General features: G+C 69.3%; 12 protein-coding genes and 1 tRNA gene. 6 read left to right on the top strand and 7 right to left on the bottom strand.

Annotation, left to right across the window (positions count from 1 at the left end; genetic code table 11):
* Positions 1–46: 46 nt before the first annotated feature.
* On the top strand, positions 47–3,181 hold the full coding sequence (locus ACFT7S_RS26205; protein ID WP_382735874.1) for a pPIWI_RE module domain-containing protein: 3,135 nt from the start codon (positions 47–49) through the stop codon (positions 3,179–3,181).
* Between the two features lie 202 nt (positions 3,182–3,383).
* Here ACFT7S_RS26205 and ACFT7S_RS26210 read toward each other — a convergent pair.
* Positions 3,384–3,471, bottom strand: a tRNA-Leu gene (locus ACFT7S_RS26210).
* 201 nt (positions 3,472–3,672) lie between these two features.
* Between ACFT7S_RS26210 and ACFT7S_RS26215 the strand changes: the two genes are divergently transcribed.
* A complete protein-coding gene (locus tag ACFT7S_RS26215; protein ID WP_382735876.1) occupies positions 3,673–4,977 on the top strand; it encodes a DUF2254 domain-containing protein in 1,305 nt (434 codons plus the stop codon).
* Positions 4,978–4,989: 12 nt separating this feature from the next.
* Here ACFT7S_RS26215 and ACFT7S_RS26220 read toward each other — a convergent pair whose 3' ends face one another.
* The 3 genes from ACFT7S_RS26220 to sucC all read right to left on the bottom strand — a co-directional run bounded on the left by ACFT7S_RS26220 (position 4,990) and on the right by sucC (position 8,821).
* Positions 4,990–6,555 (bottom strand): aldehyde dehydrogenase family protein, encoded by a 1,566-nt coding sequence (locus ACFT7S_RS26220; protein ID WP_382735878.1) that lies wholly within the window; start codon positions 6,553–6,555, stop codon positions 4,990–4,992.
* Between the two features lie 228 nt (positions 6,556–6,783).
* A complete protein-coding gene (sucD, locus tag ACFT7S_RS26225; protein ID WP_382735880.1) occupies positions 6,784–7,683 on the bottom strand; it encodes a succinate--CoA ligase subunit alpha in 900 nt (299 codons plus the stop codon).
* Position 7,684: 1 nt separating this feature from the next.
* On the bottom strand, positions 7,685–8,821 hold the full coding sequence (gene sucC, locus ACFT7S_RS26230) for an ADP-forming succinate--CoA ligase subunit beta (protein ID WP_382735882.1): 1,137 nt from the start codon (positions 8,819–8,821) through the stop codon (positions 7,685–7,687).
* 166 nt (positions 8,822–8,987) lie between these two features.
* Between sucC and ACFT7S_RS26235 the strand changes: the two genes are divergently transcribed.
* The 4 genes from ACFT7S_RS26235 to ACFT7S_RS26250 all read left to right on the top strand — a co-directional run bounded on the left by ACFT7S_RS26235 (position 8,988) and on the right by ACFT7S_RS26250 (position 15,631).
* Positions 8,988–10,679 (top strand): thiamine pyrophosphate-binding protein, encoded by a 1,692-nt coding sequence (locus tag ACFT7S_RS26235; RefSeq protein ID WP_382735884.1) that lies wholly within the window; start codon positions 8,988–8,990, stop codon positions 10,677–10,679.
* Between the two features lie 22 nt (positions 10,680–10,701).
* The gene (gene frc / locus ACFT7S_RS26240; RefSeq protein WP_382735886.1) at positions 10,702–11,940 is read left to right on the top strand and encodes a formyl-CoA transferase; all 1,239 of its coding nucleotides are present in this window, start codon (positions 10,702–10,704) and stop codon (positions 11,938–11,940) included.
* A gap of 2 nt (positions 11,941–11,942) precedes the next feature.
* Positions 11,943–14,087: an acetate--CoA ligase family protein gene (locus ACFT7S_RS26245; protein WP_382735888.1), complete on the top strand. Its 2,145-nt coding sequence runs from the start codon at positions 11,943–11,945 to the stop codon at positions 14,085–14,087.
* A 158-nt stretch (positions 14,088–14,245) separates the two neighbouring features.
* Positions 14,246–15,631 carry an OFA family MFS transporter gene (locus ACFT7S_RS26250; RefSeq protein WP_382735890.1) on the top strand — a complete coding sequence of 462 codons (1,386 nt, stop codon included), beginning with the start codon at positions 14,246–14,248 and terminating at the stop codon, positions 15,629–15,631.
* Between the two features lie 55 nt (positions 15,632–15,686).
* Here the strand turns inward: ACFT7S_RS26250 and ACFT7S_RS26255 are convergent, their stop codons facing one another.
* From ACFT7S_RS26255 to eboE, 3 genes are read right to left on the bottom strand one after another with little or no spacing between them, the layout of a single operon-like run.
* Positions 15,687–16,706 carry a TIM barrel protein gene (locus ACFT7S_RS26255; protein ID WP_382735892.1) on the bottom strand — a complete coding sequence of 340 codons (1,020 nt, stop codon included), beginning with the start codon at positions 16,704–16,706 and terminating at the stop codon, positions 15,687–15,689.
* Between the two features lie 37 nt (positions 16,707–16,743).
* Positions 16,744–18,177 carry an alkaline phosphatase family protein gene (locus ACFT7S_RS26260; RefSeq protein ID WP_382735894.1) on the bottom strand — a complete coding sequence of 478 codons (1,434 nt, stop codon included), beginning with the start codon at positions 18,175–18,177 and terminating at the stop codon, positions 16,744–16,746.
* Positions 18,174–19,349 carry a metabolite traffic protein EboE gene (gene eboE, locus ACFT7S_RS26265; RefSeq protein ID WP_382735896.1) on the bottom strand — a complete coding sequence of 392 codons (1,176 nt, stop codon included), beginning with the start codon at positions 19,347–19,349 and terminating at the stop codon, positions 18,174–18,176. The genes ACFT7S_RS26260 and eboE overlap by 4 nt, the downstream gene beginning before the upstream one ends.
* Positions 19,350–19,351: the final 2 nt, after the last annotated feature.

Consider the following 19,351-nt stretch of genomic DNA (forward strand, 5'->3'; position numbering starts at 1 on the left):
CGACCACCGCGAACCACCCCGCCCCCACCAGAAGGAGCCTGTGACCATGGCCGCCAAGTACCGTGACGCCAGCCGAGCCGCCTACGTCCTCAAGCCCGACGCCGCCCCCTGGACCGCCCGCTACCGGGCGCTGCCCGCACCCGAGCAGTGGCACGCGAGCATCCTGGATCTCTGCAACCTCGGCCGGGATCCCGAACGCGAGCCGTTCCGTACCGCGCCCGTCGCCGGTTTCAACGGGGTCCTCCAGAGCCTCGCCCCCGATCTGGTCGTGAGGGGGCGTCCCCGGGACCCGCTCCAGCAGGCCGAGGACTTCTGGCTCTACGCGCCGTGGGACGCCCCCCACCCCCTGCCGGGCGACACCCTGGACCGGCTGACCGGCCCCTGGCTCCAGGACCTGCGTCCCGGACCCGAACACCACCGCGCCGTCATGGACACCCACACCGCGCTGCGTGCCTGCCCACCCCAGTGGCAGGACGTCACCGTCGACCTGCTCGGCTGCCCCACGACCGACGGCGGGACCGCCGCCCCGCGCGACCGCCAGTACCAACTCGCCACCGACGCGCTGGCCCGGCGCATCCTCGCCCTGGGCCCCTACGAACACAGCGCCGGCAACCTGCACTTCCGCGCCGTACCGCGCGGACCGCGGCAGCAGGGCGCCGAGTTGCTCTCACAGCCCCTCTCGCACCCGGTCAAGGGACGCGAATGGTGGTTCTCCATCGTGCTCAACATCTCGCTGCACACCGTCCCCTTCGATCCCAGGCCGCGGCTCCACCTCCACACCGGGGTGCGCCGCTGGGCAACCCGCCTCGACGCGAAGAAGCAGCGACTGCGCCTACCGTACGGCCGCGACACCTCCGTCTGTCTCCTGCCCGGCATCCCCTGGCTTCCCGGCACGCCCACCAGCGACCGGTACGCGGTGGCACGTCTGACGTGGAACCGCGAGGCCCAAAGCCACGCCTGGAAGAACAACGGCCCCGCCCACATCCTCGGCAGGCTCGCTCTCAATCGCCCCTTCCCCGATCCGGACAGTCTGCTCACCGCACCCGAGGAATGGATCGGTGACGGTCCTGGCACACGCGCCGCAGTCGTCCACAGCACGCACATGGGAGCCCACGGAATCGGTACGGGCCTCATGTCGCACCAGCGCTCCCAGATCGTCGAGTGGGCCGAACAGGCACTGCCGGAGTCGCTGCGCCGGGTTCCCTCCCTCGGCCGGGCCGGCGCGGGCAGCCCCGCCCCTGCCAATGCCCGGCCCAAGCCCCAGGGAGCGGACAAGGCCGTCGAAGCGCAGCGTGAGGCCCTCGCCCGGCGGACGGCACTCGCGGTGGCAGCCAGGATCAATGACGGGCAGGACCCCGCCGAGGCGGTCACGGGCGACAGCGTCCTGGTGGAGGCACGGCTGCTGTGGCAGTCCGCGTCCTTCCGTGAAGCGGCCGTCGACGCCCTCGCCGCAATCCTCGGCCTCGACGGAGGCGTCGGCCGCCCGGATGCCGCCACCGCCGAGGAGGTGTACGAACAGGCGGCCCCCGGAAGTCCGGTCGTCCTCGAATGGAACACTCCCGAACTCACTCTCCGCCTCCGCTGTCTGCGAACCACCTCCGGCATCGCCGAGACCCTGGGCATTGATCCCGGGGCCCGGCCGAAGGGCAAGGCGCTTGAAGCGGGGATCGCCCGACGCCGGAAGGTGGTCGAGGCGTTCCTCGCCGACGACGGCGCCGTCCCGCTCCGTCCCGGCTTCGCTCTCGTGGAGATCGACCGCCGTCAGGACTTCGCCCATCGCCTGGACGACCCCAAGTACGCGCTGCGGCTCGGCTGCGCGGACGCGGGCGTACTCACCCAGTTCGCACTCGTTCCCAAGAAGGCCAAGGGGTACAACTCCGAGAAGAACCTCGCCCACCGAGTCCGGTCGGGCTGGGAGGACGCCCTGCGCCAGTACGGTGTCCGCGTGCTGCCGGAACACACCCTCGGCGCCGCGCTTCCCGAGGACCTTCGCTACGTCGCCACGCACATGGTCAAGCGGCGCAAGGACGGCCCCACCGGACTGCCCCGCCACACACCGGTGTCCGTCATGGTCACGCCGCTCGCACCCGGCAGTGGCCTGGCGGCTGTCACGGGCTGGGAAGAGCGGACCGGTCGGTGGGTCCCGTACCCCCACTTCCTGCTTGGGCTGGTCAAGACCGCCGAGATCCCGGAGGTGACCGATTCCGCCACGCCCGTGACGGCCACGGACACCAAGTCCCTCGCAGGACGGACATCGACCGGCTTGGACACCGTCGCCCTCCCCCGCCAGCGCTCGAAGTACCGCGTCTGGCACCAGAACATGGACGAACAGCGCCGAGCCACCGCCCGCTACCTCCAGAAGATGGTCCGTTCCCTGCGGGGCCGGCCGACCGCCCTGCTCACCCACTCCCAGAACAGTCGGCTGCACTGGCCCTGGCTCCAGGACGGCCGGGCCGAACAGGACCTGATCAAGACCGGCCACGCCCAGCCGGTGGGCCTCGATCCGGACCTGAGGCTGATCCGCATCCGCACCGCGGCGGGCCGGGAGACTCCGCAGTGGTGGGGCAACGCGGCCCCCGGCGAGGTCAACGGCCTGCCCCAGGGGCTGTGGGTGGAGGCCGAAGACGCGATCCACTCCTCGGGCCGGGTTTTCTACAGCACCACTCCCAAAGCGAGCACCTTCAGGGACTCCGCCGTCGAGGCCGACAAGATCGCTCCCCGACCACTGCGACAGGGGCCGAACAAGGGCAAACCGACGATCGACACCCACATCCCCGCCTGGAACCCGGGCATGGTGGAGATCGCCGTCCTGGGCTGCCACCCGGCCGACGGCGACTCGCCCGAAGCCCTCGCCCTCGCGGTGCACCAGCTCCGTCAGGCACCCGACTACCTGGACGCCCTCTCCCTACCTCTGCCCCTGCACCTGGCGAGCCTCGCCCAGCACTACGTACTGCCGACGGTCACCGAAAGCGAGGCCGACATCCAAGCCGAAGAACCCTCCTGGGCAGAAGCGGCCACCGCAGAAGCCAAGAGCAGCGCGAACGGACACAGGGTGGTGTCCGCACTGGGCGTCATCACCGAGGCCACGGACACCGAACCGGCAGACCTGGACCCGGAATGTGCGGAGGAGCCGGGCCTCGGTCAGGCACCGGAGGACGAGCAGCTCGCTCTCTTCTCCTGACCACCGTCACCTGAGTACCGCTCAACTCCTTGGCCAGACACCCCGAGGGAACCGGGAAGAGAGGAAGCCTGCCCTCAGGATCGAACGCCCCTGGGCCACGCTCGTGACCAACGTGACCAACAAAAGAAGTGCGGGTTGAGATGAATCTCAACCCGCACTGTGCGGCAACCCGTGGGCTACCAGTTGGACCAGTTGGACCAGTTGGTGTCCGAGGGGGGACTTGAACCCCCACGCCCGATAAAGGGCACTAGCACCTCAAGCTAGCGCGTCTGCCATTCCGCCACCCGGACAAGGTGTCTGCCGTTCGCGGTGTGTTCCCCGCGGCGACAAAGAAAACAATACCAGGGGTTTGGCGTGCCTCTCACCTGCGTTTTCGGTGGTCAGTGCGGTGCGGGGGGCGCCGGGAAGCAGATCGGCGGCTGTGTGGTCCGACGCGTGTACGGTCCGTGGCGTGCCGTGTGCGGCGCGTGGTCACGGCTACCTTCGCGACCATGAGTGATCGCGGCTACCGAAGGCCCCGCCTGCTGTCCCCGGTGCGTGAGCATCTGCGCGACACGTTCTGGTTCGCACCGACGCTGGGACTGCTGAGCACCTTCGTGCTGTGGTGGGTGGCGTCCACCCTGGATACGGAGATCGTCGAGCACCTCCAGGACGCGGGGGCGTACGAAGAGGTCAGAGACCTGATCTCGTTCGCCGCGGATGCCAAGACGATCGTCACCACGATCAGCTCGGCGATGATGACCTTCATCGGTGTGGTCTTCAGCATCTCGCTGGTGGCCGTGCAGATGTCCAGCGGGCAGCTCACGCCGCGGGTGGTGCGGATCTTCGTGCGGAGCCGGATCAGCAAGCTCACGCTCACGGTGTTCCTGGCGACGTTCTCCTTCTCGTTGCTGGTCCTGACCTCCTACGAGAGCGAGACCGATCCCCGGCGGGTCACGTCCGTGCCTCTGCTGCAGAGTCTGCTGACGCTGGCGATGGTCGGGCTGAGCCTGCTCCTGTTCATCGCCTATGTGAGCTCCACGCTGCGGCTCATGCAGGTCGGGCCGGTCGTCGACCACATCACCCGCCACTCGTTCCGGGTCCTCGGGCGGATGCCGGTAGGCGCGCCCGAAGGAGCGCCGCTCGCGGCCGAGACGGGGCAGATCATGCACTGGGGCCGGGCGGGTGTCCTCCAGGACGTGAATGTGGCGCGGCTGGTGCGGGCCGCGCGCCGGCAGGGTGTCGTACTGCGGCTGATCCCGCGGATCGGCGACTTCGTGGTGCCGGGCATTCCGGTGCTCGCCGTCCACGGTGGTACCGCGCCGCCCCGGCGCACGCTGCGGTACACGATCTCCGTGGGGGTCGAGCGCACCCTGCACCAGGATCTGGCGTTCGGGCTGCGCCAGCTGTCGGACATCGCACTGCGGGCCCTGTCGCCTGCCATCAACGATCCGACGACCGCCGTGCAGTGCCTGGACCGGATCGTGCAGTTCCTCGCCGCCGTGGTGGACCGGCCGCTCGGAACCGTGCATCACCGGGACGGCCGGGGTGAGGTCAGGCTCGTCCAGGACGTGCCCGGCTGGACGGATCTGGTGGATCTCGCCTTCGAGGAGATCCGCTGGTGCGCGGTCGGCAGTCCGCAGGTTTCGCGGCGGCTGCTGGCCGGGATCGGGGATCTGATGCTGCTGGCCCCCGAGGGGCGCAGGACGCCACTGGTCAGGCACCGTGCGCTCCTGGTGCAGTCGGTGGAGCGCACGGTGCCGGAGGCGGCCGAGCGGGAGTTCGCGCTGTTCCCTGACCATCAGGGGATCGGCTGAGAGGAAGGGGCGTTATGGCATGAGGTGGTGGTCCGGGAAATTGCCCGGGAGCCGTTCCGTGCCGGGGCCTTCGGTGACGGCCCGGACGAGTAGTTCGCCGCCCACGAACGCGCCGCGCCAGGAGGCGCCGAAGCCACCGAACAGTTCGTCGCGGTCGCCTCGGGAGCGGGGGGTGCCGTGGCCAGTCTTGAAGGCGCGGATCTGCGGGGCCAGGCGGTCGTACGTGGCCGGGTCGTCGGTGGACAGGGTGGCGACCAGGGCGCCGTTCGAGGCGTTCATGGCGGCCAGGAGTTCCGCCTCGGTGTCGACGAGAACGATCGTGTCGACCGGGCCGAAGGGTTCCGCGTGGTGGAGCGGGGAGGACGGGGGCGGGTTGAGGAGCGTGACCGGGTGGAGGTACGCGCTCGTGTCCTGGCCCGGGAGGAAGCGGGCGTCCGACTCGCTGCCCCGGTGGAGCGGCACGGCGCCGCGGTCGATGGCCTCGGTTACCTGGTCGGCGAGTTCCTTGGCCTTCGCCGCGTTGATGAGCGGGCCGAAATCCAGGGTGGGGAGCGGGTCGGAGGGGTGCTCCACCGCGAGGGGGTGGCCGGTGCGGAGAGAGCGTACGGCGGGAAGGTACGCGGCCAGGAAGTCGGCGAACAGGGTGCGCTGGACGACGAAACGGGGGTAGGCCGTGCAGCGCTGCTTGCCGTAGTCGAAGAGTTTGGGGATCACGGCGGTGAGGGCCGGCCAGTCCGTGAAGTTCCAGATGCCCCAGGTGTTCAGGCCCTCCTGTTCGAGGATGTGGCGTTTGCCGAGGTCGGCGACGGCGGTGGCGATACGGGCGCCGGTGTCGCGGCCGCCGACGAAGGAGACGCAGCCGATCTCGGGTGAGCGGACGAGGGGCGCCGACAGTTCGCTGCCGCTGCCGCTGAGGAGGGTGAGCGGGACGCCCTCGCGGGCGGCGAGGGCACAGGCGAGGGTGAGGCAGGCGACGCCGCCGTCGGTGGGGGTCTTGGCTATGACCGCGTTGCCGGCCAGCGCCTGTACGAGCATGGCGTGGACCAGGACGGACATGGGGTAGTTCCAGCTGGCGATGTTGGAGACCGGGCCGGGGAGCGGGGTGCGGTCGGTGAGCATCCGGTCGATGTGGTCGACGTACCAGCGCACGCCGTCGATGGCGCGGTCGACGTCGGCCTGGGCGAGGCGCCAGGGCTTGCCGATCTCCCAGACCAGGAGGAGAGCGAGGAGCTCGCGGTGCTCGGTGAGGGCGTCGAGGGTGGCCGATACGCGGGCGCGGCGTTCGGGGAGCGGGACGTGGCGCCAGGCGCGGTGCTGGTCGAGGGAGGCGCGTACGGCGTGCTGGGCGGTGGGCGCGTCGAGGCGGGGCGGGCCTGCGATGGGGGTGCCGTCTATGGGACTCGTGGCGGGGAGGGTGCGGCCGTCCTGCTGCCAGGTGGCCTGCCAGAGGTTGCGGACGTGGTCATCCTGGAACGCCTCGGGGGCGGCGGTCAGGCAGCGTTGCCAGGCGTCGGTCCAGGAGGTGCCGGGCTTGAGGGTGAGGGTGGGGGTGAGGGGTGCGGTTGCTGAAGGTGTCATGGGTTCTCCGCTCTCGGTGCACGGTCGGGGCGGGGTGGGGCGGGCGGTGGGTGTGATGCGGCGCGGTGAGGTGGGGCGGTGCGGGTGGGGGCGCCTGCGGCGGGCCTTGTCCCCTGCCCGCCCCTTCCCGTAACCGGGGCTCCGCCCCGGGCCCCGCTCCTCAAACGCCGGACGGGCTGAAGGTGCCCCGAGGCGCGGGGCGGACGTGGGTAGGGGCGGACGATGCCCTCAAACGCTGGACGGGCTGCGTGTCGCGAGATGGGTCAGTACCAGCTTCGCCGTCTCCGTCGGCGTGGAGCCGACCCGTACCCCTGCTGCCTCCAGTGCCTTCTTCTTTGCCTCTGCCGTGCCCGATGAGCCCGAGACGATGGCTCCCGCGTGGCCCATCGTCTTGCCCTCCGGGGCCGTGAAGCCGGCTATGTAGCCGATCACCGGCTTGGTGATGTGTTCGGCGATGTGGGCCGCGGCCCGTTCCTCCGCGGCGCCGCCGATTTCGCCTATGAGGACGATCAGTTCGGTGTCGGAGTCGTTCTCGAAGGCCGTCAGGCAGTCGATGTGGGTGGTCCCGATGACCGGGTCGCCGCCGATGCCCACCGCGGAGGAGAAGCCCGTCTCCCGTAGTTCGTGCATCAGTTGGTAGGTGAGGGTGCCCGACTTGGAGACGAGGCCGATGCGGCCGGGGCGGGGGGCGATGTCAGCCGGGATGATGCCCGCGTTCGACTGGCCCGGGCTGATCACACCCGGGCAGTTGGGGCCGAGAATCCGGGTGCCCCGGGTGCGTGCGTGGGCGTGGAAGGCGACCGCGTCGTGGACCGGGATGCCCTCGGTGATGACCACGGCCAGGCCGATGCCCGCGTCGGCCGCCTCGATGACCGCCGCCTTGGCGAACGGCGGGGGTACGAAGACCACCGTGACGTCCGCCCCGGTCGCCTCCACTCCCTCGCGTACCGAGCCGAAGACCGGGATCGCGCGGCCGTCCAGGTCCACCGTGCGACCGGCCTTGCGCGGGTTGACGCCGCCGACGATCAGTGTGCCCGCGGCGAGCATCCGGCGGGTGTGTTTCATGCCTTCGGCGCCGGTCATGCCCTGGACGAGGACCTTGCTCTCCTTGGTCAGGAAGATTGCCATGTCAGTGCCCTCCCAGGGCCAGTTGGCTTGCTCGGTGCGCTGCGCCGTCCATCGTCGTGAGCTGCTGGACCAGGGGGTGTGCCCGGTCGTCGAGGATGGCGCGGCCCCGGGCGGCGTTGTTGCCGTCGAGCCGTACGACGAGCGGTTTGGTCAGGTGTACGGTCTCCAGCGCCTGGACGATGCCGTCCGCGACGGCGTCGCAGGCGGTGATGCCTCCGAAGACGTTGACGAAGACGGATTTCACGGCCGGGTCGGAGAGGATGACCGTCAGGCCGTCGGCCATCACGCGGGCGGAGGCTCCGCCGCCGATGTCGAGGAAGTTGGCCGGGCGGGCGCCGCAGCCGGCCACCACGTCGAGAGTCGACATGACGAGTCCCGCGCCGTTGCCGATGATGCCGACCTCGCCGTCGAGCTTGACGTAGTTGAGGCCCTTGGCAGCCGCGGCCGCCTCCAGGGGTTCGGCGTGCGGGTCGTCGGTGTCCGCTCCCCAACGGGACTGGCGGAAACGGGCGTTGTCGTCGAGTGTCACCTTTCCGTCGAGGGCCAGAATGCGGCCGTCGGTGGTGCGGACGAGCGGGTTGACCTCGACCAGCAGGGCGTCCTCCTGGGTGAGGACCTGCCACAGCGACTGGAGGACGGGGGCGACGGCTGCGGGGAGTGATGCCGCCTCGGCGATTTCCGCGGCCTTGGCCGGGGTGACTCCCTCGGCCGGGTCGATGGTGATACGGGCCACCGCTTCCGGCCGAGTGGCCGCGACCTCCTCGATGTCCATGCCGCCCTCGGCGGACGCGATGGCGAGGAAGGTTCCGGCCGCCCGGTCGAGTACGTACCCGACGTAGAACTCCGCCTCGATGTCCACGGGTTGGGCGATCATGACCGTCCGTACCCGGTGACCCTTGATGTCCATGCCGAGGATCTGGCGCGCGGTGAGCGCCGCAGCCGCCGGGTCCGCGGCGAGTTTCACCCCGCCCGCTTTGCCTCGGCCACCGGTCTTCACCTGTGCTTTCACGACGACCCGGCCGCCCAGCCTGACGGCTGCCTCCTCGGCGGCCCGGGGCCGGTCGACGACCTCGGCATCCGGTACCGCGATGCCGTAATCCGCGAAGAGTTGCCTTGCCTGGTGCTCGTACAGATCCATAGCCACTCCCGATCGTGCCGATTGTGAAAGTGCCGCACGCCCCCTGGACACCACCCACCGGATGCGGGATAACAAGTTTCATACAGTATTCGTCGACTGTATGCAATGTACCGCGAGAGCGGCACAGCGGCTCCCGCACTCCCCTACGAAGGGACAGGACATCGCCATGCCCGATGACAGCCACGACAGCCAGGAACTCGTCTCCGGTGGGCACTTGGTCGCCAAGGCACTCAAGGCCGAGGGGGTGGAGCGCATCTACACCCTCTGCGGCGGCCACATCATCGACATCTACGACGGCTGTGTCGACGAGGGCATCGAGGTCGTCGACGTACGCCACGAGCAGGTCGCCGCCCACGCCGCCGACGGCTACGCGCGCATCACCGGGAAGCCGGGATGCGCCGTCGTCACCGCGGGGCCTGGTACGACGGATGCGGTGACCGGGGTCGCCAACGCCTTCCGCGCCGAGTCACCGATGCTGCTGATAGGGGGTCAGGGAGCTCACACGCAGCACAAGATGGGCTCTCTCCAAGACCTGCCCCACGTCGACATGATGACGCCCATCACCAAGTTCGCGGCCACGGTGCCGGACACCGCCCGTGCGGCGGACATGGTGTCGATGGCGTTCCGGGAGTGCTACCACGGCGCCCCGGGGCCCTCGTTCCTGGAGATTCCCCGCGACGTCCTCGACGCCAAGGTGCCGGTGAGCAAGGCGCGCGTACCGCAGGCCGGGCAGTACCGGGCTTCGACACGCGGGGCGGGCGACCCGGCGGACATCGAGAAGCTGGCCGATCTCCTCGTACACGCCGAGAAGCCGGCGATTCTGCTGGGCAGTCAGGTGTGGACGACGCGGGCCACGGATTCCGCCATTGAGCTCGTACGGACGCTGAATCTGCCCGCGTACATGAACGGGGCCGGACGCGGCACCCTGCCGCCCGGCGACCCGCACCACTTCCAGCTGTCGCGGCGCTACGCGTTCTCCAACGCCGATCTGATCGTGATCGTGGGTACGCCGTTCGACTTCCGCATGGGGTACGGGAAGCGCCTCTCGCCGACCGCGACCGTCGTGCAGATCGACCTCGACTACCGCACCGTGGGCAAGAACCGGGACATCGATCTCGGCATCGTCGGTGATGCCTCGCTGATCCTCAAGGCGGCTGCGGAAGCGGCGAGCGGGCGGATCAACGGCGGTTCGGTGAAGCGCAAGGCGTGGCTCGATGAGCTGCGGGCCGCCGAGCAGACGGCGATCGAGAAGCGACTGCCGCAACTGAAGTCGGACGCTTCGCCGATCCACCCCTACCGGCTGGTCAGCGAGATCAACGACTTCCTCACCGAGGACTCGATCTACATCGGGGACGGCGGCGACATCGTCACCTTCTCCGGGCAGGTCGTACAGCCGCGTACACCCGGCCACTGGATGGACCCGGGGCCGCTCGGCACGCTCGGTGTCGGGGTGCCGTTCGTGCTGGCCGCCAAGCAGGCCAGGCCCGACAAGGAGGTCGTGGCGCTCTTCGGCGACGGCGCGTTCTCCCTGACCGGCTGGGACTTCGAGACCCTGGTCCGCTACAACCTGCCCTTCGTCGGCATCGTCGGCAACAACTCCTCGATGAACCAGATCCGTTACGGCCAGAAGGCCAAGTACGGCGACGAGCGCGAGCGGGTCGGCAACACCCTCGGTGACGTCCACTACGACAAGTTCGCCCAGATGCTCGGGGGTTACGGCGAAGAGGTACGCGACCCCGCAGACATCGCTCCCGCGTTGCAGCGCGCCCGCGAGTCGGGGCTGCCGTCGCTGATCAACGTCTGGGTCGACCCCGACGCGTACGCCCCCGGAACGATGAACCAGACCATGTACAAGTAGCCGCAGCAGAGGAGCCGTTGGCATGACCAAAGCTCTTGAGGGCGTGCGCGTCCTCGACATGACGCACGTACAGTCCGGTCCCTCCGCCACGCAACTGCTCGCCTGGCTCGGCGCCGACGTGGTGAAGCTGGAGGCGCCCGGCGGGGACATCACCCGCAAGCAGTTGCGCGACCTCCCCGACGTCGACTCCCTCTACTTCACGATGCTCAACTGCAACAAGCGGAGCATCACGCTGAACACGAAGAGCGAGCGGGGCAAGGAAATCCTCACCGAGCTCATCCGGCGCAGCGATGTGATGGTGGAGAACTTCGGGCCCGGCGCCGTCGACCGGATGGGCTTCACCTGGGAGCGCATCCAGGAGATCAACCCGCGGATCATCTACGCCTCCATCAAGGGCTTCGGCGAGGGTCCGTACACCAACTTCAAGGCGTACGAGGTCGTCGCGCAGGCCATGGGCGGCTCGATGTCCACCACCGGATTCGAGGACGGGCCGCCGCTCGCCACCGGTGCGCAGATCGGTGACTCGGGCACCGGCGTCCACGCGGTGGCCGGCATCCTCGCGGCGCTGTTCCAGCGCGAGAACACCGGGCGCGGACAGCGGGTGAACGTGGCGATGCAGCACGCCGTCCTGAATCTGTGCCGGGTCAAACTCCGCGACCAGCAACGGCTCGCGCACGGGCCGCTCCCCGAGTATCCGAACGCCGAGAACACCGAGGGCGCCGACGAGGTGCCACGCAGCGGTAACGCGAGCGGTGGCGGACAGCCCGGGTGGGCGGTCAAGTGCGCGCCGGGTGGCCCCAACGACTACGTGTACGTCATCGTGCAGCCTGTCGGCTGGCAGCCACTGTCCGCTCTCATCGGCCGGCCGGAGCTGGCGGACGATCCCGAGTGGGCGACGCCGGAGTCCCGGCTGCCCAAACTCGGCAAGATGTTCCAGCTGATCGAGGAGTGGTCGGCCACCCTCCCCAAGTGGGAGGTGCTGGAGCAGCTCAACGCCCACAACATTCCGTGCGGTCCGATCCTCTCCACCAAGGAGATCGTCGAGGACGAGTCCCTCGTCGCCAACGAGATGGTCGTGCGCGTCGACCATCCGCAGCGCGGCACGTTCACCACGGTCGGGAGTCCGCTGAAGCTGTCCGACTCCCCCGTCGACGTCGTGACCTCACCGCTGCTGGGTGAGCACAACGCGGAGGTGTACGTCGGCGAACTCGGCCTGAACGACGAGGAATTGCGGCTGCTGAAGACGAACGGAGTCATCTGAGCATGGCCGGATCAGTGGAACCACAGGAGCGGGAACGCGTACGGGCGCTGCTCGAACGCGTCAGGGCCGAGGGGCGCGACGCGCTCACGGCCCCGGAGGGGAAAATCGTCGCGGACGCGTACGGCATCGCCGTACCGGGCGAGGAGCTGGCCCGGGACGTCGACGAGGCCGTGGCGCACGCGGACCGGCTCGGCGGACCCGTCGTACTGAAGATCGTCTCCCCGGACATCCTGCACAAGACGGATGCGGGCGGGGTCGTGGTCGGGGTGTCGGGGCCCGCGGAGGTACGGGCCGCCTTCTGCCGGATCGTCGAGAACGCGAAGGCGTACGCGCCCGAGGCGAGGATCGACGGGGTGCAGGTGCAGCAGCTGGTGCCGCCCGGGCAGGAGGTGATCATCGGCGCGGTCACCGACCCGACCTTCGGGAAGGTGGTGGCGTTCGGCCTCGGCGGGGTGCTGGTCGAGGTGTTGAAGGACATCACGTTCCGGCTGGCGCCCGTCACCGCCGACGAGGCGCAGTCGATGCTCGACTCGATCGGCGCCGCGGAGATCCTGCGCGGTGTGCGCGGGGCGCCCGCGGTGGACCGCTGGGCCCTCGCGGAGCAGATCAGGCGGGTGTCCCAACTCGTCACGGACTTCCCGGAGATCGCCGAGGTCGACCTCAATCCGGTGATCGCGGCGCCGGACGGTGCCGTCGCCGCCGATATCCGCATCATCCTGGCCACCGAGGAGGTGAAGGTCCGGCGCGTCTACAGCCGCGAGGAGATCCTCGTATCGATGCGCCGGCTGATGGAGCCGCGTTCGGTGGCCGTCATCGGGGCTTCCAACGAGCAGGGCAAGATCGGCAATTCGGTGATGCGCAACCTCGTCGACGGAGGTTTCCCTGGCGAGATCCATCCGGTGAACCCCCGGGCCGATGACATTCTGGGCCGCAAGGCGTACAAGAGTGTCACCGACGTTCCCGGTGAGGTGGATGTGGCGGTCTTCGCGATCCCCGCCAAGTTCGTGGCAGCGGCGCTGGAGGAGGTGGGGCGCAAGGGGATTCCCAACGCCGTACTCATCCCGTCGGGCTTCGCGGAGACCGGCGAGCAGGAACTCCAGGACGAGATCGTGGCGATCGGTGAGCGCTACGGCGTGCGCATCCTGGGGCCGAACATCTACGGCTACTACTCCACCTGGCAGGACCTCTGCGCCACGTTCTGCACCCCGTACGACGTCAGGGGCGGGGTGGCGCTGACCTCGCAGTCCGGTGGCATCGGCATGGCGATCCTCGGTTTCGCCCGTTCCACGAAGACCGGTGTATCGGCGATCGTGGGGCTCGGCAACAAGTCGGACATCGACGAGGACGATCTGCTGACCTGGTTCGGTGAGGACCCCAACACCCAGTGCATCGCGATGCACTTGGAGGACCTCAAGGACGGGCGCGCCTTCGTGGCGGCAGCGCGGGCCACCGTACCGAAGAAGCCGATCGTGGTGCTGAAGGCCGGGCGCACCAGTGCGGGTGCGAAGGCGGCCGGTTCGCACACGGGCGCGCTGGCGGGTGACGACGCGGTGTACGACGACATCCTGCGGCAGGCGGGGGTGATCCGGGCGCCGGGGTTGAAGGACATGCTGGAGTACGCGCGTGCGTTGCCGGTCCTTCCGACGCCGAAGGGTGACAACGTCGTCATCATCACGGGGGCGGGCGGTTCGGGCGTGCTCCTCTCGGACGCGATCGTGGACAACGGCCTGTCGCTGATGGAGATCCCGCCGGACCTGGACACGGCGTTCAAGGCGTTCATCCCGCCGTTCGGCGCGGCGGGCAACCCGATCGACATCACGGGCGGTGAGCCGCCGTCCACGTACGAGGCGACGATCCGGCTCGGCCTGGAGGACCCGCGTATCCATGCGCTGGTGCTGGGCTACTGGCACACCATTGTCACTCCCCCGATGGTCTTCGCGGAGCTGACGGCCCGGGTGGTCGCGGAGTTCCGGGAGCGCGGGATCGAGAAGCCGGTGGTGGCGTCGCTGGCGGGTGACACGGAGGTCGAGGAGGCCTGCGCGTACCTGTACGAGCGGGGTGTCGTCGCCTATCCGTACACGACGGAGCAGCCGGTCGCCGTCCTCGGTGCGAAGTATCGCTGGGCACGGGCCGCGGGGTTGCTGTGACGCGGGCCGCGGGGTTGCTGGGTGGTGATCGATGACCCGGTGACGACGGCTCGAACCACGGGGTCTGCGACGCATCGCGCGGCCGCAGACCCCGGCGCGAAGTGAGAACGGGCAGGGGGCGCCGGCCAGACTTCTTCCACGCAAGGGGTTCGATCGACATGGCGACTACAGACATCTCGACATCCGCCGCCTACAGGGAGGTGACGGACGCCAACGGGCGCATGTACCGCATCGGCGAGACCGATATGGACATCATGGGCCGCAAGCGCAAGTGGATGGTCATCCTGCCGTGGGTCGGCATGATGGGCATCAGCTCGGCCGAGTACGCGTTCGCGTCGGCCGAGGACACCCTGCACATCGCACACAGCTGGAGCAGCGGGCACATCTTCTGGATGCTCGGTGTCTGGGTGTTCTTCCAGGCGGCGGTGGCCTTCCCCGCCGGCAAGCTCAGAGAAAGCGGCAAACTGCCCGCCCGCTGGGCGATGATGTTCGGCGCACTCGGCACCCTGCTCGGATATCTGTCGCTCGCGTTCGCGCCGCATGTGGTCGTCGCGTACGTCGGGTTCGGCATGTTCAGCGGTATGGGCGCCGGCATGGTCTACGCGACCTGCGTGAACATGGTCGGCAAGTGGTATCCGGAACGCAAGGGAGGCAAGACCGGCTTCGTCAACGGCGGATTCGCCTACGGTTCCGTGCCCTTCGTCTTCCTCTTCACCGGCTTCATGGATCTGACCAACTTCCGCTGGGTCCTTGTCTCGGTCGGTCTCTTCCTGGCCGCGACGGTGGCCGTGGCGGGGCACTTCTTCCAGGACCCGCCGAAGAACTGGTGGCCCGCCGAGATCGACCCGCTGAGGCCGCCGGACGACCCGCGGGCCCGTCGCGCAATGGCGATGAACCCGCCGGCGGTCAAGCAGTACACCCCGGCCGAGGCCTGGCGGACCGGGCGGGTCGCACTGATGTGGTTCTGTCTGCTGTGCACCTCCGGCGTGAACATCTTCGGCATCGCGTTCCAGGTCGACATAGGCAAGGAGGCCGGCTTCGCCGGTGGCATCGTCGCGACCGCGATGTCGCTGAAGGCGATCGTGAACGGCACAGGACGCGGCGTGATCGGCTGGCTCTCCGACCGGTACGGACGCAAGAGGTGCCTGATCTTCGTCTGCGTCGTCCTCGGCCTTTCGCAGTACGGAATCCTGTGGTCGGCGAACATCGAGAACCTGCCGCTCTTCCTGATGTTCTCGTCGATCTCCGGATTCGGCGGCGGCGCGATCTTCCCGATGTTCGCGGCCATGACCGCCGACTACTTCGGGGAGAACAACAACGCGTCCAACTACGGCCTGGTCTACAGCTCCAAGCTGGTGTCCGGCCTGCTCGGAGCAGGTATGGGCAAGGTCGTGGTGGACAACTGGGGCCACAGCGGGGCGTTCACTCTCGCGGGCTCGATCTCACTGTTCGCCGCATTCATCGCACTGTTCCTCACCGCACCGGGCCGGCCGAAGAAGGGAATCAAACCCAACCCGATGCCCATCAGTCGCGAAACGGACTGAGGTTGGCCCCGGGGTGCGTTGGCACCCCGGGGCCGGTCACGCGGCGTCCGATCGGCTACTCGCCGCACCGCTCCCGCAGTCCGTGCAGGTGCTCGCTCGACTTGCGGGCGAACGCGAAGGACTCGACCGGGTTGTCGTGCTCGGTCTGCCAGTGGTGGTAGGTGCGGCCGCGAGGAGTCCGCTCGGTGACACGGCTGAGGAACGTCTTGTAGTCGATGTCACCGTCGCCGACGTCCGACATGCGGTACCCGTCGCGGGCCGTGTCGTCCCGGATGCCGTCCTTGACGTGGAAGAGCGGATAGCGGTCGGGCTGCCTGAGTACGTAATCGACCGGGTTGAAGGGGGCCGGTGTGCCGTCCGCCTTCTTGCCGAAGCGGAACTGGGCGGCGTAGGCCCAGTAGATGTCCATCTCCAGGTACACCAGGTCCGGGTCGGTCTCGGCGAGCAGGACGTCGTACAGCCGTACGTCCGGCTTGTCGGTCGCGAAGGAGAACTCCTCCGCGTGGTTGTGCTGGTAGAACTTCATCCCGCGCTTGCGGGCCGCCGCGCCGTAGGTGTTGAACTCCTCGGCGGCACGCTTCCAGCCGTCGACGGTCGAGCCGTAGCGGAAGGGACCCGAGGCCGTGCCGATGTGCTTGAGGCCGAGGGCCTCGGCGTCGTCCAGGACCTTGGTGAGGTTCTGGGCGAAGGTGTAGGCGCCGGGGTTGTTGTTGTCGTAGTAGCCGACGTGGCTGCCGATGGGATTCAGCCCGTGGTCCCGGGCCAGCCGCTTCAACTGGGCCAGGGTGATGGCACCGGCCGAGCCCTGGGAGTATCCGGCGAACTCGATCTCGTCGTAGCCGTACTTCTCCAACTCCGTGAAGACGGGCGCGAATCCAAGCGTGGAGACCTTGTCGCGGAGGCTGTAGAGCTGGATTCCGAGGCGGCCGGGGGGCAGAACGGCACGGCCCCTGCCGTGGGCCTCGGCAGTCGCGGTGCCGAGGAGCGTGGCAGCGGTGGCTCCGGCGACGACGCCCAGGACGTTGCGGCGGCTGAGTCTGCGCGCGAGTTCGATGTCCTTCGGGGTGCGGCTCATGATCACGTAACTCCCTTGATGAGTGAGCGGGGGTTGCTCAGTGCAGTCCGGCAAGCCGGAGGAGCAGGGACTTCACTTCGGTGGCCTGGACGCGGCCGGTGAACGCGCGGGGGGTGGAGCAGAGGATGAGCGGACCTTCGTCGTCGCTCGTGGGCAGGCGGCCGTGGCTGCCGCGGATGGGTGCGGGGTCGAGCGGGACCACGGCCATGCGGTAGCGCATGCCGAGCTTCTTGCGGGCGACGGCACTGACGGCCTTGACCCGGACGTAGGGGTCCTGGGGGTCCATGAAGAGCTCGACGGGGTCGTAGCCCGGTTTACGGTGGATCTCGACCAGTTGCGCGAAGTCGGGGGCGCGGTCGTCGTCGAGCCAGTAGTAGTACGTGAACCAGGCGTCCGCTTCCGCGACGGCGACGAGCTCCCCGGAGCGGGGATGGTCGAGGTGGTGGGCCTTCTTGCCCTCGTCGTCGAGGAGTTGCTCGATGCCGGGCAGACCCGCGAGGGCCTCCCGCGTGGCTTCCAGGTCCTCGGGGCGGCGTACGTAGATGTGCGCGATCTGATGGTCGGCGACGGCGAAGGCACGTGAGGCCATCGGGTCGAGGTATTCCATGCCGTCCTGGGTGTGGACCTCCAGCAGGCCGGCGCGGCGCAGGACACGGTTGATGTCGACGGGCCGGTCGACACGGGTGATCCCGTACTCGGAGAGCGCCACGACGGTGCGCCCCTGGAGGCGGGCGTCTTCGAGCAGGGGCGCAACGGCCCGGTCGAGCTCGGTGGCCGCGCGGTGGGAACGCGGGTCGTCGGGGCCGTAGCGCTGGAGGTCGTAGTCGAGGTGGGGCAGGTAGCAGAGGGCCAGGTCGGGGGCACGGGTGGCGAGGATGTGCCGGGTCGCGTCGATGATCCACTGGGAGGAGACGAGGTCCGCGCCGGGACCCCAGAAGTGGAAAAGGGGGAAGGTGCCGAGCTTCTCGGTGAGCTCGTCGTGCAGCGCGGGCGGCCGGGTGTAGCAGTCGGGTTCCTTGCGGCCGTCGGCGTAGTACACGGGGCGCGGGGTGACCGTGAAGTCGGTGTCCGCGCCCATCGCGTACCACCAGCAGATGTTGGCGACGGTGTAGCCGGGGTGGGCGCGGCGGGCGGCGTCCCACAGCTTGTCGCCCGCGACGAGCCCGTTGTGCTGGCGCCACAGGAGGATGTCACCCAGCTCGCGGAAGTACCAGCCGTTGGCGACGATCCCGTGCTCGGCGGGGGTTGTGCCGGTGAGGAAGGTGGACTGGGCGGCGCAGGTGACGGCAGGGAGCACGGTGGTGAGCGGTGCCTGGGCACCGTTGCCGGCCATGGCCTTGAGGTTGGGCATGTGGTCGAGGAGCTGGGGGGTGAGGCCGACGACATCGAGGACGAGGAGGGGAGTGGGGGCGGGGGCGGGGCCTGTTTCGGTGCCTGCTTGGGGTGCGGTGCCTTCTTCGGGTGCGGTCATGGGAGCTCCTTGAGGCCGAGGTCGACCAGGAGGTCGCGGGCGAGGGTGAGTTCGGCGGCGATGCCGTCGGCGAGCTGGGTGCGAGTACGGGGGCGCAGCTCGGCCGGCAGCGCCTGCCAGGTGTACGTCTCGACCTCCAGGTGCCGGGTCAGGGGCCGTGGACCTCCGACGAGCCGGGTCAGCGTGGACCGGAGCACCGGGAGGGTGGAGGTCAGCGGGGGCGCCGGGGGTGCGTGCAGCGGTACGTGGAAGTGGGAGCGCCAGGGGGTGCTGTCGGGCAGCGCGTGGCCGTTCAGTGCCTCGTCGAGGTCGTCGGTGCCGCGCAGTCCCGCGGCGGTGCTCATCCGGGTCTGGTGCAGGAAGCGGGGTTCGGCGAAGGCGGCGAGGGCGGTGCGCACGTCGGGCAGGTGGGGGTGTTCGGCGTGCAGGGCCGCGGAGAGCTGGGCCTTGGCCACGAAGACTCCGGCACCGGCGAGGGCATCGAGCGCCGTGTCCGGGTCCTCGAAGGCCGTGGCGAGGTGGCACGTGTCGATGCAGATGCCGATGCGGTCGTGGCCGATCGCGGTGAGCGGGGCGATGGCGTCGGCGGTCGTCTCGACCGTGCAGCCCGGTTCGGGTTCGAGGCCGATCCGGATGGATTTGCCGGTCAGCTCGGCGAGGGCGTCGAGGCGTTGCGCGAGGGTGGTGAGGGCGGCGCATGCGGTGCGGGCCGCGTCGGGGTCGCCGTCGTACGGGGTGCGCCAGGCGATCGGCAGGGTGGAGATGCTGCCTTCGGTGACGTCGTCGGGGAGCAGGGCGGCGAGCAGCCGGGCGAGGTCCGTGGTGTGGGCGAGCCGCTCGGGGTCGGTCCAGTCCGGCCGGTAGACGCGGTACTTGACCTCTTCGGCGCCGAATCCCTCGTACGGGAATCCGTTGAGCGTGACGACTTCGAGGCCGCGGCGGTCCAGCTCGGCGCGCAGGGAGCGCAGTGCGGCGGGGTCGTTGATCAGGGTGCGGGCGGCGTCCTTGGCGAGCCACAGGCCGATGCCCAGCCGGTCGCGGCCGAGACGTTTGCGCACCGGTTCACTGTGGTCGCGCAGCTGTGCCCGCACACCGTCGAGGGTTTCGGCGGGGTGCACGTTGGTGCAGTACGAGAGGTGGACGGTGGAGCCGTCGGGGTGGCGGAAGCGCATCG

It is taken from the genome of Streptomyces sp. NPDC057136, from assembly GCF_042670885.1.
Classification (GTDB): Bacteria; Actinomycetota; Actinomycetes; order Streptomycetales; family Streptomycetaceae; genus Streptomyces.